28 protein-coding genes and 1 pseudogene are annotated in these 22984 nt (G+C 36.0%); 18 read left to right on the top strand and 11 right to left on the bottom strand.

The window, feature by feature from the left end:
• Positions 1 to 62: 62 nt before the first annotated feature.
• Positions 63 to 866, top strand: coding sequence for an MBL fold metallo-hydrolase (locus tag MHB51_RS03500; protein ID WP_066163479.1), 804 nt, complete (start codon positions 63 to 65; stop codon positions 864 to 866).
• 124 nt (positions 867 to 990) lie between these two features.
• Here the strand turns inward: MHB51_RS03500 and MHB51_RS03495 are convergent, their stop codons facing one another.
• From MHB51_RS03495 to MHB51_RS03485, 3 genes are all read right to left on the bottom strand, one after another.
• Positions 991 to 1491, bottom strand: a complete 501-nt coding sequence (locus tag MHB51_RS03495; RefSeq protein WP_342472535.1) for a GNAT family N-acetyltransferase — start codon at positions 1489 to 1491, stop codon at positions 991 to 993.
• Positions 1492 to 1585: 94 nt separating this feature from the next.
• Positions 1586 to 2746 (bottom strand): endonuclease Q family protein, encoded by a 1161-nt coding sequence (locus MHB51_RS03490; protein WP_342558992.1) that lies wholly within the window; start codon positions 2744 to 2746, stop codon positions 1586 to 1588.
• 72 nt (positions 2747 to 2818) lie between these two features.
• Entirely contained in the window at positions 2819 to 3070 is a 252-nt protein-coding gene (locus MHB51_RS03485; RefSeq protein WP_066163473.1) for a hypothetical protein, read from the bottom strand.
• Positions 3071 to 3183: 113 nt separating this feature from the next.
• Here MHB51_RS03485 and MHB51_RS03480 point away from each other — a divergent pair, with 113 nt between their 5' ends.
• Both MHB51_RS03480 and MHB51_RS03475 read left to right on the top strand, forming a co-directional pair.
• Positions 3184 to 3627, top strand: a complete 444-nt coding sequence (locus MHB51_RS03480) for a hypothetical protein (RefSeq protein WP_107942625.1) — start codon at positions 3184 to 3186, stop codon at positions 3625 to 3627.
• A 98-nt stretch (positions 3628 to 3725) separates the two neighbouring features.
• A complete protein-coding gene (locus tag MHB51_RS03475; RefSeq protein ID WP_342558991.1) occupies positions 3726 to 4193 on the top strand; it encodes an excalibur calcium-binding domain-containing protein in 468 nt (155 codons plus the stop codon).
• Positions 4194 to 4225: 32 nt separating this feature from the next.
• On the opposite strand, the gene MHB51_RS03470 is transcribed toward MHB51_RS03475, so the two are convergent.
• A complete protein-coding gene (locus tag MHB51_RS03470) occupies positions 4226 to 4504 on the bottom strand; it encodes a hypothetical protein (RefSeq protein WP_342558990.1) in 279 nt (92 codons plus the stop codon).
• 123 nt (positions 4505 to 4627) lie between these two features.
• Between MHB51_RS03470 and MHB51_RS03465 the strand changes: the two genes are divergently transcribed.
• Positions 4628 to 5233 (top strand): hydrolase, encoded by a 606-nt coding sequence (locus MHB51_RS03465; RefSeq protein ID WP_342558989.1) that lies wholly within the window; start codon positions 4628 to 4630, stop codon positions 5231 to 5233.
• Positions 5234 to 5532: 299 nt separating this feature from the next.
• Here the strand turns inward: MHB51_RS03465 and MHB51_RS03460 are convergent, their stop codons facing one another.
• A complete protein-coding gene (locus MHB51_RS03460) occupies positions 5533 to 5712 on the bottom strand; it encodes a gamma-type small acid-soluble spore protein (protein ID WP_066163465.1) in 180 nt (59 codons plus the stop codon).
• 358 nt (positions 5713 to 6070) lie between these two features.
• On the opposite strand from MHB51_RS03460, the gene MHB51_RS03455 reads away from it, so the two are divergent.
• Together MHB51_RS03455 and MHB51_RS03450 are read left to right on the top strand one after the other, a co-directional pair.
• Positions 6071 to 6502, top strand: coding sequence for a BrxA/BrxB family bacilliredoxin (locus MHB51_RS03455; protein ID WP_066163463.1), 432 nt, complete (start codon positions 6071 to 6073; stop codon positions 6500 to 6502).
• Positions 6490 to 7278: a class I SAM-dependent methyltransferase gene (locus MHB51_RS03450; RefSeq protein ID WP_066163461.1), complete on the top strand. Its 789-nt coding sequence runs from the start codon at positions 6490 to 6492 to the stop codon at positions 7276 to 7278. Before MHB51_RS03455 ends, MHB51_RS03450 begins: the two co-directional genes overlap by 13 nt.
• Before the next feature lie 136 nt (positions 7279 to 7414).
• Here MHB51_RS03450 and MHB51_RS03445 read toward each other — a convergent pair whose 3' ends face one another.
• Positions 7415 to 7939: a helix-turn-helix transcriptional regulator gene (locus MHB51_RS03445; protein WP_066163459.1), complete on the bottom strand. Its 525-nt coding sequence runs from the start codon at positions 7937 to 7939 to the stop codon at positions 7415 to 7417.
• Positions 7940 to 8071: 132 nt separating this feature from the next.
• On the opposite strand from MHB51_RS03445, the gene MHB51_RS03440 reads away from it, so the two are divergent.
• The 4 genes and pseudogenes from MHB51_RS03440 (at position 8072) to MHB51_RS03425 (ending at position 11930) form a co-directional block, all read left to right on the top strand.
• Positions 8072 to 8254 (top strand): hypothetical protein, encoded by a 183-nt coding sequence (locus MHB51_RS03440; protein WP_066163458.1) that lies wholly within the window; start codon positions 8072 to 8074, stop codon positions 8252 to 8254.
• 174 nt (positions 8255 to 8428) lie between these two features.
• Positions 8429 to 8917 (top strand): hypothetical protein, encoded by a 489-nt coding sequence (locus MHB51_RS03435; RefSeq protein WP_107942628.1) that lies wholly within the window; start codon positions 8429 to 8431, stop codon positions 8915 to 8917.
• A 623-nt stretch (positions 8918 to 9540) separates the two neighbouring features.
• Positions 9541 to 10653 (top strand): annotated as a pseudogene (locus tag MHB51_RS03430) (IS4 family transposase).
• Positions 10654 to 11414: 761 nt separating this feature from the next.
• Positions 11415 to 11930: a DUF3841 domain-containing protein gene (locus tag MHB51_RS03425; RefSeq protein ID WP_066163393.1), complete on the top strand. Its 516-nt coding sequence runs from the start codon at positions 11415 to 11417 to the stop codon at positions 11928 to 11930.
• Between the two features lie 71 nt (positions 11931 to 12001).
• Here the strand turns inward: MHB51_RS03425 and MHB51_RS03420 are convergent, their stop codons facing one another.
• Positions 12002 to 12511, bottom strand: coding sequence for a type II toxin-antitoxin system HicA family toxin (locus MHB51_RS03420; RefSeq protein ID WP_342558988.1), 510 nt, complete (start codon positions 12509 to 12511; stop codon positions 12002 to 12004).
• 680 nt (positions 12512 to 13191) lie between these two features.
• On the opposite strand from MHB51_RS03420, the gene MHB51_RS03415 reads away from it, so the two are divergent.
• Positions 13192 to 13740: a hypothetical protein gene (locus MHB51_RS03415; RefSeq protein ID WP_342558987.1), complete on the top strand. Its 549-nt coding sequence runs from the start codon at positions 13192 to 13194 to the stop codon at positions 13738 to 13740.
• Between the two features lie 234 nt (positions 13741 to 13974).
• Here the strand turns inward: MHB51_RS03415 and MHB51_RS03410 are convergent, their stop codons facing one another.
• On the bottom strand, positions 13975 to 15099 hold the full coding sequence (locus MHB51_RS03410) for an IS4 family transposase (protein WP_342558986.1): 1125 nt from the start codon (positions 15097 to 15099) through the stop codon (positions 13975 to 13977).
• A gap of 375 nt (positions 15100 to 15474) precedes the next feature.
• Here MHB51_RS03410 and MHB51_RS03405 point away from each other — a divergent pair, with 375 nt between their 5' ends.
• The 3 genes from MHB51_RS03405 to MHB51_RS03395 all read left to right on the top strand — a co-directional run bounded on the left by MHB51_RS03405 (position 15475) and on the right by MHB51_RS03395 (position 17501).
• Entirely contained in the window at positions 15475 to 15951 is a 477-nt protein-coding gene (locus MHB51_RS03405) for a hypothetical protein (protein WP_342558985.1), read from the top strand.
• 119 nt (positions 15952 to 16070) lie between these two features.
• Entirely contained in the window at positions 16071 to 16589 is a 519-nt protein-coding gene (locus MHB51_RS03400) for a hypothetical protein (protein WP_342558984.1), read from the top strand.
• Positions 16590 to 16715: 126 nt separating this feature from the next.
• Positions 16716 to 17501, top strand: coding sequence for a DNA topoisomerase (locus tag MHB51_RS03395; RefSeq protein WP_342558983.1), 786 nt, complete (start codon positions 16716 to 16718; stop codon positions 17499 to 17501).
• Positions 17502 to 17639: 138 nt separating this feature from the next.
• Here MHB51_RS03395 and MHB51_RS03390 read toward each other — a convergent pair whose 3' ends face one another.
• Positions 17640 to 18170 (bottom strand): hypothetical protein, encoded by a 531-nt coding sequence (locus MHB51_RS03390; RefSeq protein ID WP_342558982.1) that lies wholly within the window; start codon positions 18168 to 18170, stop codon positions 17640 to 17642.
• Between the two features lie 75 nt (positions 18171 to 18245).
• On the opposite strand from MHB51_RS03390, the gene MHB51_RS03385 reads away from it, so the two are divergent.
• The 4 genes from MHB51_RS03385 (at position 18246) to MHB51_RS03370 (ending at position 21777) form a co-directional block, all read left to right on the top strand.
• Complete coding sequence (locus MHB51_RS03385) at positions 18246 to 18653, top strand: hypothetical protein (protein WP_342558981.1); 408 nt, start codon at positions 18246 to 18248, stop codon at positions 18651 to 18653.
• Between the two features lie 994 nt (positions 18654 to 19647).
• On the top strand, positions 19648 to 20235 hold the full coding sequence (locus MHB51_RS03380; RefSeq protein ID WP_342472528.1) for a YpjP family protein: 588 nt from the start codon (positions 19648 to 19650) through the stop codon (positions 20233 to 20235).
• A 307-nt stretch (positions 20236 to 20542) separates the two neighbouring features.
• Positions 20543 to 20722, top strand: coding sequence for a hypothetical protein (locus tag MHB51_RS03375; protein ID WP_342558980.1), 180 nt, complete (start codon positions 20543 to 20545; stop codon positions 20720 to 20722).
• 113 nt (positions 20723 to 20835) lie between these two features.
• The gene (locus MHB51_RS03370) at positions 20836 to 21777 is read left to right on the top strand and encodes a thymidylate synthase (RefSeq protein WP_342558979.1); all 942 of its coding nucleotides are present in this window, start codon (positions 20836 to 20838) and stop codon (positions 21775 to 21777) included.
• A 317-nt stretch (positions 21778 to 22094) separates the two neighbouring features.
• Here MHB51_RS03370 and MHB51_RS03365 read toward each other — a convergent pair whose 3' ends face one another.
• Together MHB51_RS03365 and MHB51_RS03360 are read right to left on the bottom strand one after the other, a co-directional pair.
• Positions 22095 to 22751, bottom strand: coding sequence for a hypothetical protein (locus MHB51_RS03365; protein WP_342558978.1), 657 nt, complete (start codon positions 22749 to 22751; stop codon positions 22095 to 22097).
• Positions 22741 to 22983, bottom strand: coding sequence for a hypothetical protein (locus MHB51_RS03360; RefSeq protein ID WP_342558977.1), 243 nt, complete (start codon positions 22981 to 22983; stop codon positions 22741 to 22743). Before MHB51_RS03360 ends, MHB51_RS03365 begins: the two co-directional genes overlap by 11 nt.
• Position 22984 lies beyond the last annotated feature (1 nt).

The following is a 22984-nucleotide window of genomic DNA, read 5'->3' as shown; positions in this document are numbered from 1 at the left end:
TGTTTGTAGTAAATACAGCAAAAATCATGGCATATTATTGAGCACAAATAGAGGAGAAAAAAATGATTCATTTCCAAAACGAACAGCTGACTATTTATATGAGCCAGCTGTTTAAAACAACTTCCACAGTAATAGAAACAGAGGATTGTATAGTGCTTGTAGACCCAAATTGGCTTCCGCAGGAAATCGAAACAATTCAAGCACATATTGCTAAAATACAAAGCGACCGCCCTTTATATATCCTGTTTACGCATTCGGATTGGGACCATATTATAGGCTATGGCGCGTTTCCAGAGGCAATCGTTATCGCAAGCGAAACTTTTCAAAAACGTTCTGATAAGGAGCAAATTATAGAGCAAATCCGTACATTTGATGATGGTTATTATATAGACCGTGCATATTCAGTAAGTTACCCAAAGGTCGATATCGTCATTCGACATGATGCACAAACACTAATAATAGGAAAAACAAAACTGACTTTTTATTTGGCAAACGGACATACCAATGACGGATTATTTATTGTTGTTGAGCCTCAAGGTATTTGGATTGCAGGCGATTATTTATCAGACGTGGAATTTCCATATATTTATGATAATAGCTATGCGTATGAGGAAACACTCAAAAAAGTTGATGTCATATTGCAGCAGCATGAAATCCGTTTTCTGATTCCGGGACATGGAAATATGACGACAGAGATGGAAGAAATCAAGAAACGTCAACGCGATGCTACGACTTATATTAAGGAATTGCGTAGATGTATTGCACAGGGGGAAGATAGTGCCCATTTAATTGCCAATTATGCCTATCCACGCAATATGCGCGAATTCCATAAAGGGAATATTCGATTAATGGAAGAGGAAAAATAAGCTTGCACGAAAGGGCGTGTCTGAAAAGCCATTTTGAGACACGCCCTTTGCGACGAGTAACCGCAGGAGCAAATGTTTAGCCACAGAAACTAAGGCAGTCCAAAAAAGGCGGACTACCTCATTCTCATAAGTTTTTTGAATTTGGATTTTCTAAAGAATAAATTGCTTGCTCCGCACCAAAGCGTTCAACTTTTTCTTTTACAGTCATCCCTAAGCGCTCTAATAGTTTACAAGAAGCAATATTAGCAGTTTGTGTTTCAGCGACAACATATGGTAACTGTAACTCTTTAAAAGCAAACTGTAAGACTACCTGCAAAATTTCTGTTGCATAGCCGTCTCCCCACCAAGTAGGGGATAGTTGATAAGATAGCTCAATAGATTGTCCATCATGATATAAATCAAGTGATACAAGTCCAATAAATTGCTGTGAGCCTAGCTCTCTAGCAACCAAGTGGTATCCTGCATTGGGCGTTGTTAGAAGTATCTCTACATTTTCTTTAACAATAGAAGGCACTACAACGCCACCTAAATATTTCCTTACCTCATGCTGTTGGTATAAATGTTGAATATCTGCTAAATCTTCCTTAGTTAATTTTTTTATTATACATCTTGCTGTTTGAAACATTATTTTCCCCCTTAGTTTAACCAAAGCTGCATTTATATTTTAGAGTGAATAGATATTAAAAGTGTTTAAAATCCATAGCGAGCGGATTGTAGTTTCACTTTATTCTCCCATATACACCACCGCCACCGGCTGCGAATTGAATTTGTCCGGTGCGAGCGAGTATTATTTTCTCTGCTAACGGCTCAGGTACAATTGTTGTAAGCTGCTCAAGCGTTGTTCGATGCAAAATATCCATTTCTGTACCGAAAGCCACCAATAGCTTGTCCAACGTTTTTTTACCTAGACCAGGAATAAATTCTAAAGGTACTTGATGGACATAAGAAGGGCGCTCGACCTTATTAGTAGCAGGGCTAGAAAGCTGCTTGATACGTGTTGCAACACCACGAACAATCTGCTTACTTTGACAAAATGGGCAAATATCTGCATCGTCTGCAACCATTTTGCCACATGTTGCGCAAACCGTTTCATGATACTTTCCTAATAAAGGGTGCAGACCGTAATTTGCTGCAATATACCGACCATTCTCGCGATGTAGGGCTTGACGTAATTCCTCAAAATTAACAGCCTCCATATGTATCTTTTGATACTCTCGCGCTATTTTTCCAAGAGAATGTGCATCGGAATTTGTCACAAAAGTATACGAGGCTAATTCTTCAATACCAGATACCATATCAGTATCTGAACTTAAGCCAAGCTCAATGGCATCAATTATGGCAGGGTCAAAAACTTCCGTTAAGCTCTTTTTGACCCCTTTGCCATACAAGCTTTTAAAGGGGGTGAAAACATGCGCGGGAATAAATAAACCATTTAATTCGGCAACCTTTCGCTGCAAAATTTGTGCATCACAATAAATGCGCTGTGAGCTGAGATGAATATTTTTCATCTGCTCACTTAGCCATGTTGAAAAAGCCTGCATGGATTGTAATGTAGGCAAATAAGCAAGTACATGAATAGGTCCTTGGCAATTGCTATCGTATATTTCCAACTCTGAGCCCATAATAAGCGTTGTTTTTTCGTATAATAGGCCACCTTGCTGTAATTCGGTCATTTCTCCTCTAAGTACATATTGCTCAAGCTCCTGCAATACCTCTGGACTATGACAATCAATAATTCCAATCATATCAAGCCCTTTATGGACACTAGACGTATGTAGTATATTTGAAAGGGTTAATGTGCGACTACCTGTAATTTTAACAGCGCGCCCACTGTTTGTGCGACCAATATGAATATGTAAATCTGCATAATAATCGTTCAATTGAAGTGCCTCCTTCTACGAATTGCTATTATTATTTCCATACATGTTATTACTTATTCTAATATAGCATAGTTAACGTAGCATTCTCCGTAACTGGCGTACTTCCTTTGTGAGCTCATCAATTTGCTCATGCAATTTTGTAAACTCCGCTGATGAAAAATCTTCCCCTTTTTGCTGTTCTATCGCCTTTAATTCAAGCCCCTCTGCAATGGCAGATAAAGCATAGCCTAATACTGTTATGACTGTGCCGAGATATGCAAGTCGGTCAATTGAAATATCCGTATTATCTGTAGATTGCCCGGATTTTTTCTCTTTGCTACTCATCCCCATCACCCTTTCTACACTAGCCTATGAATAGTAAGAAGAAAAAGTGAATACATACATAAAAGGAAAGAAATTTTTGCTGAGCAAGCAATAGTAGAAATGGAGGAAATAGCATGACAAAATTATTAACAGCGATGCAAGAGCATTTAGAGGCAGCGAAATACCATCTTCACTGTATGGAAGTGGAGCAGCATAAGCAAAATAGAAAGCGTTTTTTGTACGAGCTACAAGCTTTTCAATCTTCAATAACAGCTATGCTAAGCACTGCAAAAGATTATAATAAAAGCATTTATAAAAAGCAGGCGATGAAATTGCAGCATAAAGCATTTTTTCAAGCGATAAAAAAGAAGCACATTATCGAGCGACCAATTATTGAGAAAATTGAAATTGTAAATAACAATGAAATGCAAACGATTTACGCTCTTAAAAGAAATAATAAATTTGATTGTCGAAAAGGATTTTACCATAAAGAAAGACCAGATGATTCAATTATTAAGCTAGGCAGCTCCTATGTACAGGAAGTTCAGCAGCTTGCACAGAAGCTAAGTGCTAAATGATTTTGTATAAATAGTTCAATAATAGGTTGAAAATTAAAATTTCAACTATTTTTTCTCAAAATTGTACATGCTATACTATCTAAAAGGAGATGAGTGGCATGAAAAAAATGATGCAAAGCATATTGACGATTTTGCTTTTAACAGCAATGATTACACCATCTGCACATGCGGCGGAAGCACGAGAAATTAAAGCTGAAATTGTTACAACAGATAGTATAGCAATGCGCAACGCTCCTGCAAAGACAGGAAAGACATTGGCGATTATATCTAAAAATACAAAGCTAAACGCGACCGCTCGTAGTGGTGACTGGTACAAAGTATCCTACCAAAAGCAGATAGGGTGGGTGCATATTGATTATGTGACAAAATATGTGGCACCTAAGGCAAGCACGAAAAAAACACCAGCTCCAAAAGGCAGCGGTGCATATATAGACCCAAAAGCACCAACATCCTTTAAAAACTGCACAGAGCTTCGTGTTTATTATCCGAAAGGTGTAGCAAAAGGGCATCCTGCATATGCCTCTAAGCATGACCGTGATAAAGATGGTTGGGCTTGTGAAAGATAATAAAATGAGGGCTGCTCAGAAAATGGGCAGCCCTATTTACTCTGTCTATAAGCACGCCATGTTGTTTTCAATGATGCATAGCTTCCGATTGCAGCGTAACCATAAAACCAACCCATAAAGATGCCCGCAATTAAATGATGCTTGTGGCTTATAAAAATAGAAATCAGTAAACCAATGACTAATGCAACTGTCGGAACCCAAAAAGCCTTTATATGAAAGAGCTTTTTACAAAGCTGTGTCACAAGCATTGTTGCGGGGACAGCAATGACCGCATCCAAAAAGTTTGTATGTATTATAGGAAAAGGCTCCATTTCGTTCACCTCATCTGAATTGTTTTACTATCTAGTATGCATTGATATGTAATTTCTATACGAGGCAACTTATATGCTAGTGAAAGCGTCCGTAGCATTAAAACATATAGGGGGACAAAATGGTTGGGGTCACGTATTATGCATTTAATTATTGCACAGCAAATTGCTGAACGTTTAGCTATTAAGGATAAGACAAGCTTTTTAGCAGGAGGTATCGCACCAGATGCAGCAACGGCCAAAGAGCGCGCTCATTTTTTCGTAGGAAGCGAGCAAGACTATACGAGAAGTATTGATTATGCTGGTTTTTTAGAAAAATATAATGAGCAGAAAGAAAATCCATACATAATGGGCTACTTCACACATTTAATTGCAGATGATTTATGGTTGAAAGGCTTTTATTTACCATGGCTTCGAAAACGAATTGCAAATGATTCTAGTGTGCTGGCGTTATACCATCAAGATTTTCGATTATTGAATAGTAAATTGCTTGATTACTATCAATTGACTTACACATTGCAATCTGCATTTAACAATAAAGCAACAATCACTCACTTACAGGAAGTAACGGAACAAGAAGTGGTACAATTGTTTCCTTATGTGCTAGAAGATATGGTCTATAACGAGGATATGTTACAACAAAAATTGCAGATATTCACATTGCAACAAATTATCGGCTATATCGAAACATCGATTGATAAAGGACTAAAGCATTGTTTAACTTACGTTTAATTTTTTTAGCAATTTTTTTGCGACGCGCAACCGTTTTTGTACCGAAAGCGTAGCAATAAATTTGAATTCAGCTTTTAATGGAATTTTAGAAGGGTGGGGAAAATCAAGCGCTAATAATTTTAGAAATTTACGGTTTATCGTTTGCGAAATTCTTTAGATATATTACGGCATGAACAAATAGTAAGATGCTTGAAATCTGCTTCGAATATTGCTGATATATGTAGAAAAGCGCTAAAAATTATTGTTTAAGCTTAATAAAAAAACCGGCAAAAAATTGCCGGTTAGGGAGAATAAACGACTTATTTCATCCCATTTTGATTACGGTTATTTGCATATTTACCTGATGCGTATTGCTTATTAGATTCTGCTTTTTGAATTTGTTTTTTAACCTCGTTTACATCCGTCTCAGTCCCAAATTCTTCGTTCATTGGATTAGGAACCTTTTGGTTAAAGTTTTGGTTGTTGTTATTTTTCGCCATGAATCTCACCTCCTCAAATTTTAGTCTGTTCAAAGGATTTTTAATTATGCATAAATTTTTTCTAATGAAACATAGAAGCAGTAAAGAAACGGTGGACGTTATGTACGCAAGAAACAATGGGGAAAGGAAATTACCTAAGCATTTATAAAATAACAGAGCAAGCTAAACTATTTTACAAATAATCAATTCACGTTAAAATAGGTAACAGGGTTATGAAAAAATATAACTAAAAAAACTCACAAAAAACTCACATTTTTCCTGAAAGTAGACGAAAAACGGTGAAAGTGAATAGGTGGGAAATCAGTGAAAAGCCTTATATATCAAGGCTTTACGAATAAATACGAAAGAAGGTAAAAAGATGAACGCTTACGATGAATACATGAGACAAGTAACACAACCAATGCGACAAGAGTTAGTGGATGCGGGCTTTGCACAACTAACAACTGCGGATGAAGTAAATGAATTTATGGCTGAACAAAAAGGAACTGCGCTTGTTGTTATTAACTCTGTTTGTGGCTGTGCGGCAGGGTTGGCACGACCAGCAGCGCGTGAAGCAATTGAAGAGGTGAAACCTGACCATTTAGTTACTGTATTTGCTGGGCAGGATCCTGAGGCAACTGCGACAATGCGTGCGTTTTTTGATGAAGTACCACCAAGCTCACCGTCGATGGCAATTTTAAAGGACGGGCAGCTAGCTTATTTTATCCCACGTGAAAATATTGAAGGCTTCCCGATGGAGCAAGTGCGTGACCATTTGTCAGATGTATTAAAGCAAGTATGTGCGGAGTAACGGTTGTTACGACTGCTGGTCGACCTGATGCATTGTCAGAGAAGCTAGCGCAATTTGTATGTGAAGTATTGCAAATTAAATTTATTCCACGTCAAAAGCGCTCGGTAATGACGATTAGCCATGAGCTACAGGCTAATGTGATTGTAGCGGGTAAAAATCGTTATGAGTACTATGTGAAAGGTGCAAATGCGCCTTTCTTTTTTCATCCCAATTCCGCGGCGTTTCGCTTAAAGCGAGTTGCGCGTGGGGAGATGGAACCGTTGCTTGAGGCCTGCCAGCTAACAAAGGGCGATTCCTTTTTAGATTGCACACTTGGCATGGGGGCGGATAGTATGCTTGCGGCGTTTGTAGTTGGTGAGCAAGGAGAGGTAGTTGGGCTTGAAGCCAATCGCAATATTGCTTTTATCGTGAAGCATGGGATGCAGACATATGATACGGCAAAATTGCCTCTGACCGCTTGTATGCGACAAATTAAAGTAGTACATGCAGAGGCGATTGAATTTTTGCGTCAGCAGCCAGCATGTTCATTTGACGTCGTCTATATGGACCCAATGTTTGAGGAAACGATTGAAGAAGCGAATAATTTTGCGGCATTACGTCAGGCAGGAAGCCATTTAGCATTAACATCTGAGTGGATGCAAGAGGCATTGCGCGTCGCAAAAAAACGCGTTGTGTTAAAGGCGCATTATCAGTCTCCTTATTTTGAACAGTATGGTTTTCAGCGTTTTGCAAGACAGACGGCAAAATTTCATTATGGCGTGGTTGAGAAGACATAGATTTGTTAAGCAATAATTTTGATTACGTTTTTTGTTAACGTGGTAACTTTTAGAAAATAGAGTGAAAAAGTCCAAACAATGCAGTTTTCATCATTGTTTGGACTTTTTATTATTCAACCTAGTCTGTCTATTTCTTTTAGCCTGATTCTTTTCTCTCTGACTCTTGTAATGCTGCTATCCCTTTTTTCTCGGCCTCAATTTCCTTCCTATAATTAGTTATATCAACTTCTGCTTTTTTACGATACTCGGCTACTTCAGCTTCTGTTTCACTGTCAACGCCATCATCAGAGGTAGCTGCGTCTTCGTTATTAGTAGGTTTAAAAATAGCTTCTAATTCGTTCATTAACTTTTCACGAATATTACGGTCTAAATTCATATAGCCACGCATAATTGCAATCTCTAGTTCTGTTAGATTGCTTTTTTTGGCTTGCTCATCTAAAGAAAAAGTTTCTATTGCAAGAAACATCTTTCCTTCGCCAGTACGCAACCAATTTTCATTGATATTAAATTCAGAACAAATTTGTGCAACATGTATATCTCGAATAGCCCTTTGCCCTTTTTCCATTAAGGCGAGCGTAGGCTGAGAAATATTTATCCGTGCACTAAATTCCCTTTGATTAAGAGCTAAATGCTCTCTTAAGAGTTTGATTCTCTCTTTCATTTTGGCACCTCCTTCATAAGTAAGTTTATTCTTTATTTGATTACATTGCAATATTACAAGTGAGATAGGTTGAAATTTTGATTATTTTATAATATATTTTGATTATAAAATAATAACAGGAGATGGTATATAATGAATATGATGCTAAATATTAAAGATAAACCTTCATGGGAGCGCATGGAACGTTTATTGAAAAACTTAACAGAAGAGCAGCAGCGTTCAATTGAAAATTATATAAGGGGCTATGAATCGGGTGTTCAAGCAGGTATTCGAATGGGGAAAGCTCTAGCTGAAGCGTCAACTAAATCAAATTAGCAAAAGAATATATGACAAACATAATAAGATATGGAGCATATTGCATCCCCTGTATTGCTTGAACATATAGCATTGAAATAACAAGCAGAACATGTAGTTACATGGAATATTATTTAACAAAAAATTTTATCCGGCAATATATCCAAAAAGCTATCGGAAAGGATCTGAAGGGTAGTGAAGAATGAGCAGCAAAAAAAGAAGCAAAAAACTTTGTACTTGCGACAAGATACAATCGAAAAAATCACACTTTTAGTAGAAGAAGAAAATTTTAATAGTGATGGGGAAGTGATTGACTTTTTAGTAGAGTCCTATTTTGAAAGCCGCTTTGGGGGGAAACCATTATTAGCAGAAATAGAAGGATTACTACAGCAACGTTTGCTTGAGACAGTCATAGATGATTTAAAGCATTTGCGTGCTACTGTCAACACTATTGATTGTAATACAAAAATGATGATGGAATTCTGGAATCATTATTTTCTTATGTCAGGTGCAAATACATTGGACTCAACTGAAAAAATAGTTAGCACACCCTTTGAGGAAGCAAAGCAACTTGTAAGAGAGCGTAACGCACATAATCGACAAAAAAAACTGGAAAAAGAAATGGAAGGAACTCCTACGAATAGCCAATTATCGAAATGTGATGAAAGCTATTTAAGCACTTAAATTCAAAACTTTCCTTAGTAGCCTTTTTGAAAGCAGGAAGGTGAGGAATTAACAACTAAATTTATAGAAAATACTGAATACAATCTGATATGACCTTCACTAACTTAAGTTCAAGAAACACTTCGTCCCCAAAATTGAATAGCATTTAGTGTAAAAAGGGTACTTCGCTCCACATAACGCATGTCGATTAGCTAAAAAAGTTTGCTATCTCTCGTGTCAATAGGTATATGTTATGTCATGTTTTAAACGGCTTGCTAGACGACTTTCTAGATAAGCCTTTTTTAGATTCTGAAGTATCTTGTAAAAGAAGTATTTTACAATTAGTATATCGCTACCAAAGTCGCTCAGGCCTAAGAATACAACATTATCGTAATTGTAATATTGTAAATTCATATTTTTTTGCAATTTAATATAGAAGGCATAAAATCACAATTTTTTTATTCTCTCATGATATAGAAACGCACCTATTTTTATTATTGCTTAAACTCACTAGCATCGCATTAAAATAATACAACAGGATTAACTAAACTGAATTTTCTGTAATATAATCCAAGCACAAAAAAAGCCTTTATAATGGGTTAGGCGGTAGTAAACCATCCAAATCCAAAATAAAGGACCATAGCATGGATAAGTTTACACGAAAAACATCATTTGAACAATGGTTTTTACCGATTTCCTCGACAAAATTAGAGGAATTGGTAGAATCCCATCAATTAAATACCTATACAAAGGAGCTACACATCGTTTCCTTCTTGAAATTACTGCTGTTCGCGTAGCTGAATGAAACCGAAAGCTTACGTGCAGTCAGCGAAACTTTGTTTTCAGGCGACCTACAAAAAGCGACGGACTTACAATCAATTAGCTTTTCACAACTCGGACGCCGGTTAAATCAAGTACCGACTGAAGTGTTTCAACAAGTATTTCTTGATTTAGTCGCTCGAATTCATGAAAAGTCGCACTATGAACAGCGCCGAAAAATGACAACATCACTGAAAATCATTGATTAGAGCACGCTTCCTTTAAACCTAAACAATCACAAATGGGCTGAGTTCCGCAAAACAAAGTCGGGCATCAAGCTCCATTTGCGCCTTGTATACGTAGAGAAAGGGTGTTCGTATCCAGACAAAGCGGGCGAAAGAACATAATCGTGGCCAACTAGAGGTACTCGTTGATGACAAAGAATGCATGTACGTTTTGACCGTGGTTACTTGGATTACGAGCGATTTGACAGCATGACAGATGACGGCTATTTCTTTGTCTTCCGCTTACGAAAAAACGCTGTTATCCGTGTCATAGAGCCGGTTGAGCTACCAGCAGATTCGACGGTCTTATCGGATGAAATGGTTCTGATTGGCACCACACAAAATTGCGCAGAAAACGCCTTTCGTCTCATCAAAGTACTCGATTCAAAAGGAAACGAATTGCATCTCATCACAAATCGATTTGATGTAAGCGCTGATGAAATCGCGGAGTTGTACAAATCAAGCTGGGCAATCGAACTGTTTTTCAAATGGCTGAAGCAGCACTTGAATATCAAAAAATTCTACGCACAGAGCGAACAAGGCGTGCATAATCAAGTGTACATCGCAATGATTGTGTATTGTCTGCATGTGTTAGCACAATTGAACACAAATAGCTCAAAAACGTACTTGAAGATTAGTCGTTTATTGAAAGCAGCACCTTGGAAATCAGCTCATCTGTGGATTCGGAAAATCGCAGGAAAGGCCGTTCCATAAAGGTTCAACCAATTCTGTCGCACTCGTCACAGGTTATAGTAAAAAATGGATGTCTACTACCTCTGTTCCAGTGTCTTTGTTTTTCATCTGAAACGGAAAAATAAGAAGACAGAAAATTGCGTCAAAATTTATGCGACGCTAGTGTGATTTTTCTTTTCTATTATTTTCACTACTTCATCCAATTATGCTTTGGCTTGCTTAAGCAAATGGACGCCGCATAATTAGATGATGGGAAAGGGCTGCGCTTTTATCAGAGGAAAGACTGAGAAAAACCTGTTTCTTTGTTTTAAGGTGTTAAAATCTGAGTGGTTATCACAGATTTTGAAAGCAGGCCTACATGATGCAAGTCAATTAACTTTTATCATGTAGCGCGACAATTTTAGGTTAACTTCTACTGGTTAGCTTGAAAAGTCTGGGCGTAATTACGCAGAGGCAAAATTAATCATCATTAATCCATTGTAAGCGAGATAATCGTTAATATTTCAGATTAGAAGAATTTGACATGAAGTGGTGAGTATGATATTTTGAATTGGGTAATTAATCCATAAAGGGATGTCCTTTTGGGGCGGATAATTATTCTCCCATACATTTTTTTATGAATGTTGTATTATCTTTATGATTTAGAAAAGTGCGTATTAAAAGAATTTAGAGAACTTTTCTAACGACAATATTAAAAGTCATATCATATTTTGGAAAATAAATATAGAAATATTTTAAACTATGAATATCAGATTAAGAAAGGTGAAAATGGAGGATGTTTTATGAGTACTTATTGGACAATACAATCAGAGGACAAATGGAAGGAAATACAGGAAAAAGGTTGTCTGATAGGTAATCCCGAGTTTATCTATCCAGAATTTGTTGATGCTTACAATTGGTTAAAAAAAAGAATGAAGGAAAAACTTCCGAATTATAATAACGAATACCCTATATGGCTATGGATAGATAGACCTGATTTAAGAAAGAGTGGTCATTTAGAAGCAGGAGAAAAAGGTATATTATTAAAAATAGATATTGAAGACAATAGAGTCCTTCTTTCGGATTTTCAAGCCTGGCATTTTGTACTAAACAAATCTTATTTTGACCTTGAAAATATTGAAAACGATAACAGTGACTACACTCAATTTGAATTGGAAAAGAGTTGGGAGTTGATTTTTGATATAGATTATTTAGCTAGACATCCTAATTGGGGAGAAAAAGAGTGCACGCTGCAGGGAGTTACTAATCACATAAAATTAAATGAAATTAGCTTAGTGAAAAAATTTACGGCAAGGTAGATAATACAATCTGTCTTTTTTATAGAATAATGCCGATATGTTATCCAGTAAACATATCGGCGATTCTTAAATTATGGTGCTATAGAGTCTTTTATTGATTTTTTAATCGAATTATAAGTTCCTGTTTTCAACTCATCGTGTAACGGTACAGTAAAAGTTTTTCCGTTAGGACCCTTCATAGTAACGTGACTTCCATTTTGCCTTAACTTTTCAAAGCCTACTTTTTCAAGCTTACCAATTAACTTTTTCCCACTAATCGTTTTTGGTAAATTTAATTCTTGCATGACAGCATCAATTACTACTTGTTTTCCATATTCTTTAACGGCTTCTTTCACCATTTTTTTCAATATCATAGATATTATTGGTGCAGCAAGTGGAAGTGCATATGTACTGTATTCTAACTCTGCTTCATCTATTGAGATTAAATTATAGTTGTGGTTGCCTTCCTCATTTTTCAATGAATGATTATTATCAACGTATTCATTTGTTATTACTTCATTATATGCATGTACACCCCCGTTAGAAACTAGTGTAAAGAAAACAAGAGAAAAAACCAAAAAACTACTTATTAGCTTATTCATTAACATCATCCCTTTCAAAATAATTGTACTGGATAAATACATTTTATATTTAATTTACAAATTAAACAATAATTGTAAATTTGTTTTATTTCGACATATTTCAACTTTTATCGATAATTACAAATTCTGATAGAGATAGAAATTGAATATAAATAATAGCAATATATGTTTAGTGGTGGGCAAATAAAGTATTTAAAAAGAAGAGTCACATATTAAAAATACTTAAATAATAATAAAATTTGCCTACTTTGTATATTATTCTGAGTAAAATCTACTCTTCTTCACTAAAATGGATGTTTTGTCAATACTTCTGTACAAAGTCCGTACAAAACGCGTACAATTTGCGGACTTTTTTTGCAAAAAACTGTGGTAAATTATTAGTATCAGAGAATTGGGCGGACGCGTATGTACGCAAAACCCAAATAAAGACCTTTCCAATTTTGCGTATCGCAAAATTTATGGATGGGTCTTTTCTTTTTCTGAAATAAAGATAGAAGGGAGGGGAAAAAGATGGCACAACTAGCGCATGGAGCAAAAAATAAAGCGGTGCATATTGCAGAGTTGCTGGCACTATACGCTACTGAAAAAAAGAAGATATTGAGGTAACTTTATATCAAGTAGGCAAAGAGTGGGGGATTCAAGCTGGCAAACGTGGAGAAACATCATTCTCATTAAAGGAAATGGAATTTATTCATCCAGATATGGCAGAGCAGTTTGCTAGCCATTTAGCTAAGCAGCATGGATTTACTTATCGAGGTGTAATGCCTAATGAAAAAGAAATGGCATTGCAGCAAGTAATTGAACGTTATAGCAAAGAAATATTGCAGACGGTCGAAACGTATGTGTCAGGTGATAAACAAGGAAGTGCTTACTTGACTAAAAACGAAATGGGGCATATGCTACACAATCATTTTATACGAATTGAAAATCATTTGGAACAATACTTTGAGCAACCAGTCCCCAAAGTAACATTTGCAGAACGCTTTGAGACGTTTAAAAATGATTTGAAGCAAAGCCTTGTGGAGCGTTCTACGAAAACAAAAGAAGCAGTATTTGATCAAGTAGATGTAGTGAAATTAGCAGCTGAAGCAAAGATTAAAGCAGGTATTTCTTCTTTGAATGAACGTATTAAAGATTTTACCAAAGTTGTAGATGTTATGTTAGAGCCAGAGGTAGGGGTTACGAAATCTACTAAAAAAATCAAAAAACAGCCAGAGCTAGAACGCTAAGTATTAATTTGGAGGACTCCCTAATTATGGTGAGTCCTTTTGAGTGATGTTTTAAAGCGTGTATAACAGAATTTTATTTATTAAAAAGTCACTAGTGTCGCGTAAGTTTTAACTGAATTTTCTGTTTTCTTATTTTTTTGTTTGAAAAGAAAAATGAATACACTTGAACAGAGGTAGTAATCATCCATTTTTTCACTATAACCTTTGACGTGTGCGACAGAAATGGGAAACCCTTTATGGGACGGCTTTTTCAGCTATCTTTCTTAGCCATGTCCTGGAAGATTTCCACGGTGCTGCTTTGAGTAAGCGACTTATTTGTAAATACGACCTTGAACTGTTCGTGTTCAGCTGTGCCAGCACATGTAGGCAATACACAATCATCGCAATATAGACTTGATTATGTACACCTTGTTCGCCCTGTGCGTAGAACTTTTTAATGTTTAAGTGCTGCTTTAACCATTTGAAAAACAGTTCAATGGCCCAACGCGATTTGTATAGTTCGGCGATTTCATCAGCGCTTAGGTCAAACCGATTCGTGATTAAATGCAGTTCATTTTCCTTTGAATCAAGTACTTTGATGAGGCGAAAAGCGTTTTCTGCCCGGTTTTGTGGTGTACCAATCAATACCATTTCATCTGAAAGCACAAGCGAGTCTCCAGGCAGTTTAAACGGTTCAATTACACGAATGACGGCATTTTTCCGCAAGCGTAAGACGAAGAAATACCCATCGTCTGTCATGCGATCAAAGCGTTCATAATCTAAGTAGCCACGATCAAAGACATATATGCACTCTTTGTCATCAGCGAGTACTTCTAGTTGGCCGCGATCGTGTTCTTTCGCGTTAGTCAGCACCGCTTTATCTGGATACGAACAGCCTTTTTCCAAGTATACAAGACGCAAATGAAGCTTGATGTCCGATTTTGTTTTACGGAATTCAGCCCATTTGTGATTGCTCAAATTCAAAGGAAGTGTACTCGAATCCATGATTTTCAGTGGCGTAGTCTTTTTTCGTCGCTGCTCATACTGTGATTGTTTGTGAATCTGTGCCACTAAATCAAGAAAAATCTGTTGGAATACCGCTGTTGGTACTTGATTTAATCGACGTCCTAATTGCGAAAAGCTAATCGACTCTAAATTCGGTGCTTTTTGAAGGTCTTCTGAAAACAATGTATCACTGATAGCATGTAGACTTTCGATTTCGTTGAGCTGCGCGAATACGAATAATTTCAAGAATGAAGCGATATGTAGCTTCTTTGTATAGGTATTTAATTGATAGGCTCCCACCAATTTCTCAAGTTTTGTGAAGGAAATCGGTGAAAACCATTGTTCAAATGATGTTTTTCGTGTAAACTTGTCCATGCTATGTCCTTTATTTTGGATTTGGATGGCTTACTACCGTCCAACCATTATAAAGGCTTTTTTTATGCAAAGATATAGTTACAAAAAATTCTGATTTTTAGAAAGCATTGAATTATTTTAATGCGACGCTAGTGATGTAGTATATATTTTTGTAGCATTAAATTCTCTTTTTGGTTTGATTTGGATATTAAATCAACCTACTTACTTCATTAATAATATTCATACTAATCATTTAATTCCAGAAGATGAAACTGAGAATTCAGAATTTGTTTGTGTGGTATAGGGAGAATGTTTAATATAAAGATTGAAGTGGATAGAATGAGGATTAAATTAATTAGTATTATTACATCGTTTGTTTTATTATTTTCATTTATTATGCCAACAACAACATTGGCAATGGAGGAAAACAATGTTATCTTCTTTGATAATAACTTAGAAGAAATTTCAAATTTTGAAGATATAGATTGGGACTCTATTTCTATTGAAATGGTTGAAAGTAATACAATTCAACCTTATGTAGCTGGATTAGTTGCAAGACTTGTTGTAAGTGGCGGTAAGTATGTAATCCAGTGGGGTTCAAAAATATTTAAAAAAGCACCTAAATCTAAAGCACCTAAATCTAAAGTAACTAGTGCATCATCTTCTTTTCAAACGGCTACTTATAAAACAGGAAGTCATACATTTAAGCTAACTAAAACTGATATGAAACATATGTTGGAAAGGCATCACCCAGAATTTTGGGATGGTTCTGTTAAAACAAAACAAACATTTTATAATCCTAATTTATCTGTAGATGATGTTAAGGATATTGCCATGACAATTGCTAAGGATAATTCAAAAATTCTAGCGTAAAAAGGAACAAATGCTACATTTCAAGTTGAAGGGACTGTAGGTGGGGTTGAATATGTACTTGGTATTACTAAAGGACATATCAACTTTATACAAAATAATAGAATATGTAGGTGGTTAAATTGGATGTAAAAAATTTTTTCTTAAAAAAAGATGTTTTTGATTTGGAAGATTTAGTGAGTAATCCATCCTCATATATCGGAGGTTTTAACAATCAATTTTTAGTTGATATTGTTGGAGCGAATAAAAAGAAATATATAGAGGGTGGTATATTGAGTATAGAGGGAAGTTTAACTTTTACTATGTGGAATAAAGAAATTGGTGGAATACCATTATTTGATGATTTAGCTTCCTTGTATGCCTATTATTTGAATGCCATAGAAGAATTTATGGCTGAAGGAGTGGCTCGTTTTTATTATCCAAGTCAGCCGATAGAAGTATGCCTAGAAGAGGGGAAGAATGGTAACACAAAAATTTCAATCGATAATCAAAATTTGAATATGAATACGAATCAATTATTGAATCTAATTTTAGCAAGTGCAGCGTCGTTTTTCGAATTATTAGTAAAAGAGCTGAATCTTGATAAATATGAATACGAAGTGAAACAAATTGAACATATCAAAGAATTGATAAAAACATAAAACAAAAATCCCTAAAAATTCCCTATGAGATCCCGCTTCGAATTCTGAGTTTTCAGTTTTGTTTTCTGGATATTAAAAGAGGCTGGGACATAAATAGTTCTGGTCCACACAAAAAAACGAAATGACATGACGTCATTTCGTTTTTTTGTGTATGGCGAAGTGAAAATGGAGGTTTCCGTTACCCCCTTGCCACATATTTTCGGATGTTCACGGCCATCAAGGCGTCGTACAAGCCCACCAAAACCATATACCGAAGGGGCATTGATTAACTTGATGAAAACCGCAGGGAAAATGGTAGAGGATGAGGCAGATTCTGAGGTTTTAAAGGAAGTGGAAGGAATCGGAACAGAAGCCACACGTGCCAGCATTATCGAAACAATCAAAAAGAATGGCTACATTGACATTCAGAAAAACATTGTACACATCACTGAAAAAGGTGAGCTTCTTTGTGACGCGATTGAAGGAACCTTGCTTGCCAGCCCAGCGATGACAGCTAAATGGGAAAGCCAGTTGAAGAAGGTTGGTAAAGGGGAAGCAACCACAGCTAAATTTGTTGAAAATACAAAGCAATTTATTCAGGAGTTATTACAAGCTGCGCCACAGAAAGTAGCTCAATTAAAAATTGAAGCTCCTGTAGCCACTCAACCTACAGGGCTGGATACATGTCCAAGCTGTGGAAAAGGCAACATGATGGATCGCAAAACCTTCTTAGAGTGGAGTGAGTATCGGAATGGCTATAAGTTTTTTATTAATAAGGAAATTGCAAGAAAGAAATTAACGGAGAAGCAGCTAACTGATTTGATGGCAAAAGGTTCTACGGGGGTTATTAAAGGCTTTACGAGTAAGGCTGGGAAGAAGTTTGATGCGAAGTTGGTAATTAGTGAAGGGAAAATATCTTTTAAATTTAAGTAGTAGATTAATTTGGGTATTATGACAAACCATTTAATTAAATTTTTTGTATGAAATGATTTTGAATCTGATTGAAAGCTAAGTGTGGGAGAATATTTGAGGGATAAAAATATAGAGTAGAGGCTAGCTGCTACTCTATATTTACTCTACCGAATTTGCAATCTTTAAAAGTAATTCAATGGCTTGGTGAGAAACTCTTTGGTCAAGTGATAGAATGTATTGCCATTCATTTTCTTCAAAAATCAGGATGTGGAACCCTTGAATCTTTGTGCTGTAAATTGCATTGCTACCATTATTTAATTTTAATAGTTGAGTGATGTGGGTATCGTTTGTAGGAATCTTATGTTTTATTGGTCTAATCTCAATTTTAAAATGATTTTCCGGTAAATCCTGGTTTATATATTTAATTTCAAGATAGGTGTTTGGACTTTCATCTAAACTAATAAATCTACCAAAACAGTGTGTAAACTCTATCGGTGGAACTTCTCTCGGGAGTGTAATGGATTGTTGAAAGTATATTTCAGCTTCAGCAATAGCTTTGTCAATTTCCTTGTATCCTGTATCTAGAATGTTTTTCTCGAATTTGTATTCATTCGCAAGTGAAGAATTAATAAAAAAAATAAATAAAAGACAAATTGAAAATAATAATCCAATTTTTTTTATTTTAAACATCTCCTTCGAAATTAAAGGTTTTTTAAAAACATATAGAATCTATATTTAAAACTATTAAAGATTTGAAGGAGTACTATGAAAAAAGTATTAAAGGTTTTAACTTTATCTTTGTTAGTTATTTGTAGTTTCAATGCTAATTTACCAGAAGCTAATGCATATTTTGCTTGTGGGGGGACACCACGTTGTGCTGATGCTAAATTACTATATGGACAAGCCGTATATTCGTCCTCTGCTGCTGTTTATTTTACGCAAGGAGAAACGATATATTATTCCTGGGAAAATGATAAACCAGGAATAATGCATGTAACCTTTTATATTTCTAAAGGTGGTGTACAAGTTGGTGAGATGAAATTTGCAGCTAGAGAAGGAATGGACTATGGCTTTTATACTGTAAAAGAAAGTGGTTACTATTATTTAACAGGCGCGTGTGAAGGTGGAAATGATACAAGATGCCAAGGGGGAGGCACTATTCAGCTTTGGTAATAGTGTAAAAAGTTTAATAAAGCTATTGTTTTTAAAACCCCTAAAATTTCCTTTAAGGGGTTTTCTATATTTATATACACTTTATGCTTGTCTAATACTTAAAAATGAATGGAATATTTTAAATCAAGTTATGTTGGTTGTAATAAAGTTGCACTGCTTCGCACTTGGAACAGATTAGACTTTATTTCAAGGTTACAATTTAGGATTTTAAGAACGATGATGCCATTGGTCTTTTTTTTGCTTGTTAAAACTAAATAGATTAATCCATATACATGCCGCCAAGTATTTATTTTGATAGATTATAGTAGCCCCAAATTAGCCTCAAACTCCTTCATTACTATGCACTATTTTGCAAACACAAAAAAATTAGAAATACCTATAAACCCTTGATATAACAGTGATTTTACTTTTACCATACACTATGTTACAATGTATTTATGCTATTTTAGGTAGCATGTAGATAAATTGGCATTCTGCTAGTGATTTTTGAAGATACTTATTCACACTGGCGCACGCTAAAGGGCTGCAAGGACGTAGTAGCAGGTTGGGGCTACGTTGCTTAGGTTAGAAAGTTTTAGTGGGATTTTACCGCGGTTACGGATAGAAGAAATAAATCACTTCTACAATTATATAAGATTCCCCAGACGATTGGGTTGAGACATATTTATTTTACAAGTTACCTATTAAATACTAAAGGGGCATCTTCTATTTGAGGATGTCCCTTGTCTAATTTACAGAAAAAGCCACGCGAAATTTGCGTAGCTCTTGAAAAAATTAGTCGGTGATGCAAAGAGATGTTAAGTAACCTAACATTAATAATAAGCCGATACCGATGGCGATTGTACCCATAAGAATGTGCCTCCTTTAACTACAATGCATATTTACACTATTTATTGTACAATGAATAACAAAAAGATGGAACCTTTTTAGCGATAAAACGTACAGATAAGTATAGATGAAAACATGATTTATACATAATTTGAGGGTGATAACAATGAAAAAGTGGTTGCAAAAAATATTTGTTGTATCTGTTGCATTTTTAACTTTTGGGGTAATTAACCCTAACCATGAAATTTGGAATAACTTCGAAGATGATTTAAAGCCTAATCGTTTACAAGAGCCTAGTGCCAATGATATTTCTTCTGCAATCCAGCTCGATACATTACTTTATGAGGAAAACTCCTCGCTTGCACAATCGTTAAAAGGTGCTGCTAAGACGCAATCTTACATAAAGTTTGGCCCACGCATTGCTGAAAAAATTGGGGATGAGTTTGAGGCACGTATTTTCCCTAAAATAGAAGAAGCCATTGACATGACTCTGGCACGCTTAGATGATGACAAAATCCAATACTTAATGATTACAGAAAATCCGAGTGGTGATTATGCAGAGCGAATTTTTAATATTCGTGAGCGGGGAAGTAGAGTCGATTTAATTCGCTTCCATGTACGCACTGAAAATCGCCCAAATGAGGGCTTCTACTATAATTTCCACTACCATACAAAAGAGGATAATTTTATTGTGCATTATAATTTAGGGGAAATTTACTGGTCGAAGGACACGCCGCCTAAATGGTTGGCTTAATATTTGTAAAGGATGTGTCTGAAGATTTGTTTTGAGACATTCCCTTTACCACAAGCTCAATATTTTATGTGCCGAAAGCGAAGCGACAGGTACAAGAGTTTTTTAATAAATACTTAATATAGAAGCTAGAGCTATCCTAGAAGGTATACCTTTTAGGATGGCTCTCTTTAATTGGTCGGTTATTTGATAAATATGGACCGCGCGCAGTAATTACGCCAGGAACGGTGCTGGCATCTGCTCAAACGAACACATTTTAAATGCTTAGTACTATCCAGATGGTATTACAATCACACAAACATCACAGCAAGTGTCAGGTGCAATAGGTATTGCTGTTATAGTTGCTCTGTTTTCCGCAAAACAAAATAGTCTCTTGTCAAATATTGGCTTATCAAAAGCTACTGCGGCTGGTTCATCCTTTGTCTTTAAAATTAGCCTTGGCTTAGCCGTAATCAATATCGTTCTTTCATTATTTATCAAGAAAACATAGTGAAAATCTGTTAGAAATATGCAAAAAGCTTTCTAGGACTAAAGGTTTCCTTTATTAATAATTGCTTTTTCTTTATAATAGAAAACGAATAAATAAAGAAAAGAGGCTTAGCTATGCAACAGTATTTACAACTATGCCAACATATTTTAGAACATGGTCATAAAAAAGAAGACCGCACAGGCACAGGGACAATTAGTGTTTTTGGTTATCAAATGCGTTTTGATTTACAGAAAGGTTTTCCTTTAATGACGACGAAGCGTACACTATTTCGTTTAATTGCGTCAGAGCTTCTTTGGTTTTTAAAAGGCGATACAAATGTTCGTACATTGATTGCTGAGCGCAATTATATTTGGAACGAGTGGGCATTTGAAAAATGGGTAAAATCGCCTGAGTATGAAGGACCTGATATGGAGAATTTTGGCTTGCGAGCAGCGAAAGATGAGGACTTTACGAAGATTTTACAGGAGCAAATGAGTATATTTAATACGCGTATGCTTGAAGATGAGGACTTTGCTGAAAAATATGGTGATTTAGGGCCGGTTTATGGTAAACAATGGCGTTCATGGCCAGCTGCTAATGGAGAGACGATTGACCAAATTGCTAATGTTATCCAGCAAATTAAAAACAATCCCGATTCACGTCGACTAATTGTGACGGCATGGAATCCCGCTGAAGTTGACCATATGGCGTTACCACCATGTCATGCATTTTTCCAATTTTATGTAGCTGACGGAAGGTTATCTTGCCAGCTTTATCAGCGGAGTGCGGATGTATTTTTAGGTGTACCCTTTAATATCGCTTCTTATGCACTATTAACACATTTGATTGCAAATGAGTGTGGACTAGAGGTAGGAGAGTTTGTACATACTTTAGGTGATGCACATATTTATAGCAATCATTTAGAGCAGGTGAATGAACAATTATCCCGTGAGCCACGTCCGCTACCAACATTGCATATAGCGGCTGGAAAATCAATTTTTGATATGACGCTTGCAGATATTACTTTAGAGGGCTATGACCCGCACCCAACAATTAAAGCGCCAATCGCAGTGTAATAAAACATGAGGGCTGTCCGAAAAGGCAGCTCTCATTTTCAATTTAATTTGAACGAGCAATTTTTATTCGCAACACAATAGAGCTATGAGGCTCTCAAATATTTGGAAGTCGTAAATAAATCATGACAAAACGCTAAAATGAAACTTCAATCAGTGGGGCTTTCCTTTTCCCCAATGATTGTTAGTTGACCCACTCGGGCTTTTTACGGGCAGTTAATTTTGCACCTATCCTTTAGTATAGTTTCACTTAAATCTCAAAGTGGGTGTCTTGTCTTACTGCCCGTTAATGCGGGATAAATTCTACAAATCCAATTCGTCTATTGCTCTAAGTCGTCGGATAATACGGCTAATTGCTGCTCTACTTCCTGCAGTAAGGCTAATTTTGCTTGTAGCTGTTTTTCGACATAGACAGATTGAGCGAAAAGCTGTTGCATATCGTTTTCGATTGTGGAGAGTGTCTCAATTGTTGGTTCCTCAGAAGAAGGGGGAGGCTGTTCTGTTTCATATTTAAGTAGCTGGTTTTGTAAGCTACTAGTTGTTCGCTCGAGCTTATTTGTTGTAGCAGTTAGCTGACGTGATGTTTGCTCAATAAATAAATTTAGCTTTTGTTCGATTTTCGCAATTGTTGAATCTTTAACAGTGGAGGCTTGTTGAAATTGATTTTTGGTTGCGGCTAATTGTTTATTAAGTATACGAAGTTTATTTTTTTCGTCTAATAACGAGGAGATTTGTCTAATTTTCTTTCTTCGCTCCATTTTTAATGCTTGGATTGTTTGTTTATAATGTAAAGCTTGCTGCTGCCAATCCTTTTCTTTTTTGCGTAATTCAAGCGCTAGCTCCTTTTTCTCTTCTTGTAATTGCTTATTTTCCTGCTCTACTATTGAAATAGCTTCATTTACACCTTGATATTTTGCTAATTCTTCCTCTAACAAAAGAATAGTTTGCTTCAGCTCGGCTATATTTTCATTGTCCATAATCTACCTCCTTTTCCGGTAAATTAGCTAATTGCTGTAACAACAGCTCAAATTGCTGCTGCTGCTGGTCGATGAGCAAATCAAACTTGGCGATAATATCCGAAATTTCTAATGAGGGCGAGGGGGCACTTTGCAAAAGATGCTGCAGCACAGTCTGCAATGTTTCCTTTTCCAAATACATAAAACTGGCGTCTCCCCGTTGCTGTACTTTTTCAGTGATTATTTTTTTCATA

Source organism: Metasolibacillus sp. FSL K6-0083 (assembly GCF_038630865.1).
Lineage (GTDB): Bacteria > Bacillota > Bacilli > Bacillales_A > Planococcaceae > Metasolibacillus > Metasolibacillus fluoroglycofenilyticus.
This window is presented reverse-complemented; position numbering and strand designations above follow the sequence as displayed.

Bases quoted from the DNA above. Each gene is read 5' to 3' on its own strand.
- MHB51_RS03500 (WP_066163479.1), top strand. From the start codon at position 63: ATGATTCATTTCCAAAACGAACAGCTGACTATTTATATGAGCCAGCTG.
- MHB51_RS03495 (WP_342472535.1), bottom strand. From the start codon at position 1,491: ATGTTTCAAACAGCAAGATGTATAATAAAAAAATTAACTAAGGAAGAT.
- MHB51_RS03485 (WP_066163473.1), bottom strand. From the start codon at position 3,070: ATGAGTAGCAAAGAGAAAAAATCCGGGCAATCTACAGATAATACGGAT.
- MHB51_RS03480 (WP_107942625.1), top strand. From the start codon at position 3,184: ATGACAAAATTATTAACAGCGATGCAAGAGCATTTAGAGGCAGCGAAA.
- MHB51_RS03475 (WP_342558991.1), top strand. From the start codon at position 3,726: ATGAAAAAAATGATGCAAAGCATATTGACGATTTTGCTTTTAACAGCA.
- MHB51_RS03470 (WP_342558990.1), bottom strand. From the start codon at position 4,504: ATGGAGCCTTTTCCTATAATACATACAAACTTTTTGGATGCGGTCATT.
- MHB51_RS03460 (WP_066163465.1), bottom strand. From the start codon at position 5,712: ATGGCGAAAAATAACAACAACCAAAACTTTAACCAAAAGGTTCCTAAT.
- MHB51_RS03455 (WP_066163463.1), top strand. From the start codon at position 6,071: ATGAACGCTTACGATGAATACATGAGACAAGTAACACAACCAATGCGA.
- MHB51_RS03450 (WP_066163461.1), top strand. From the start codon at position 6,490: ATGTGCGGAGTAACGGTTGTTACGACTGCTGGTCGACCTGATGCATTG.
- MHB51_RS03445 (WP_066163459.1), bottom strand. From the start codon at position 7,939: ATGAAAGAGAGAATCAAACTCTTAAGAGAGCATTTAGCTCTTAATCAA.
- MHB51_RS03440 (WP_066163458.1), top strand. From the start codon at position 8,072: ATGAATATGATGCTAAATATTAAAGATAAACCTTCATGGGAGCGCATG.
- MHB51_RS03425 (WP_066163393.1), top strand. From the start codon at position 11,415: ATGAGTACTTATTGGACAATACAATCAGAGGACAAATGGAAGGAAATA.
- MHB51_RS03420 (WP_342558988.1), bottom strand. From the start codon at position 12,511: ATGAATAAGCTAATAAGTAGTTTTTTGGTTTTTTCTCTTGTTTTCTTT.
- MHB51_RS03415 (WP_342558987.1), top strand. From the start codon at position 13,192: ATGGAATTTATTCATCCAGATATGGCAGAGCAGTTTGCTAGCCATTTA.
- MHB51_RS03410 (WP_342558986.1), bottom strand. From the start codon at position 15,099: ATGGACAAGTTTACACGAAAAACATCATTTGAACAATGGTTTTCACCG.
- MHB51_RS03405 (WP_342558985.1), top strand. From the start codon at position 15,475: ATGCCAACAACAACATTGGCAATGGAGGAAAACAATGTTATCTTCTTT.
- MHB51_RS03395 (WP_342558983.1), top strand. From the start codon at position 16,716: ATGACGTCATTTCGTTTTTTTGTGTATGGCGAAGTGAAAATGGAGGTT.
- MHB51_RS03390 (WP_342558982.1), bottom strand. From the start codon at position 18,170: ATGTTTAAAATAAAAAAAATTGGATTATTATTTTCAATTTGTCTTTTA.
- MHB51_RS03385 (WP_342558981.1), top strand. From the start codon at position 18,246: ATGAAAAAAGTATTAAAGGTTTTAACTTTATCTTTGTTAGTTATTTGT.
- MHB51_RS03380 (WP_342472528.1), top strand. From the start codon at position 19,648: ATGAAAAAGTGGTTGCAAAAAATATTTGTTGTATCTGTTGCATTTTTA.
- MHB51_RS03370 (WP_342558979.1), top strand. From the start codon at position 20,836: ATGCAACAGTATTTACAACTATGCCAACATATTTTAGAACATGGTCAT.
- MHB51_RS03365 (WP_342558978.1), bottom strand. From the start codon at position 22,751: ATGGACAATGAAAATATAGCCGAGCTGAAGCAAACTATTCTTTTGTTA.
- MHB51_RS03360 (WP_342558977.1), bottom strand. From the start codon at position 22,983: ATGAAAAAAATAATCACTGAAAAAGTACAGCAACGGGGAGACGCCAGT.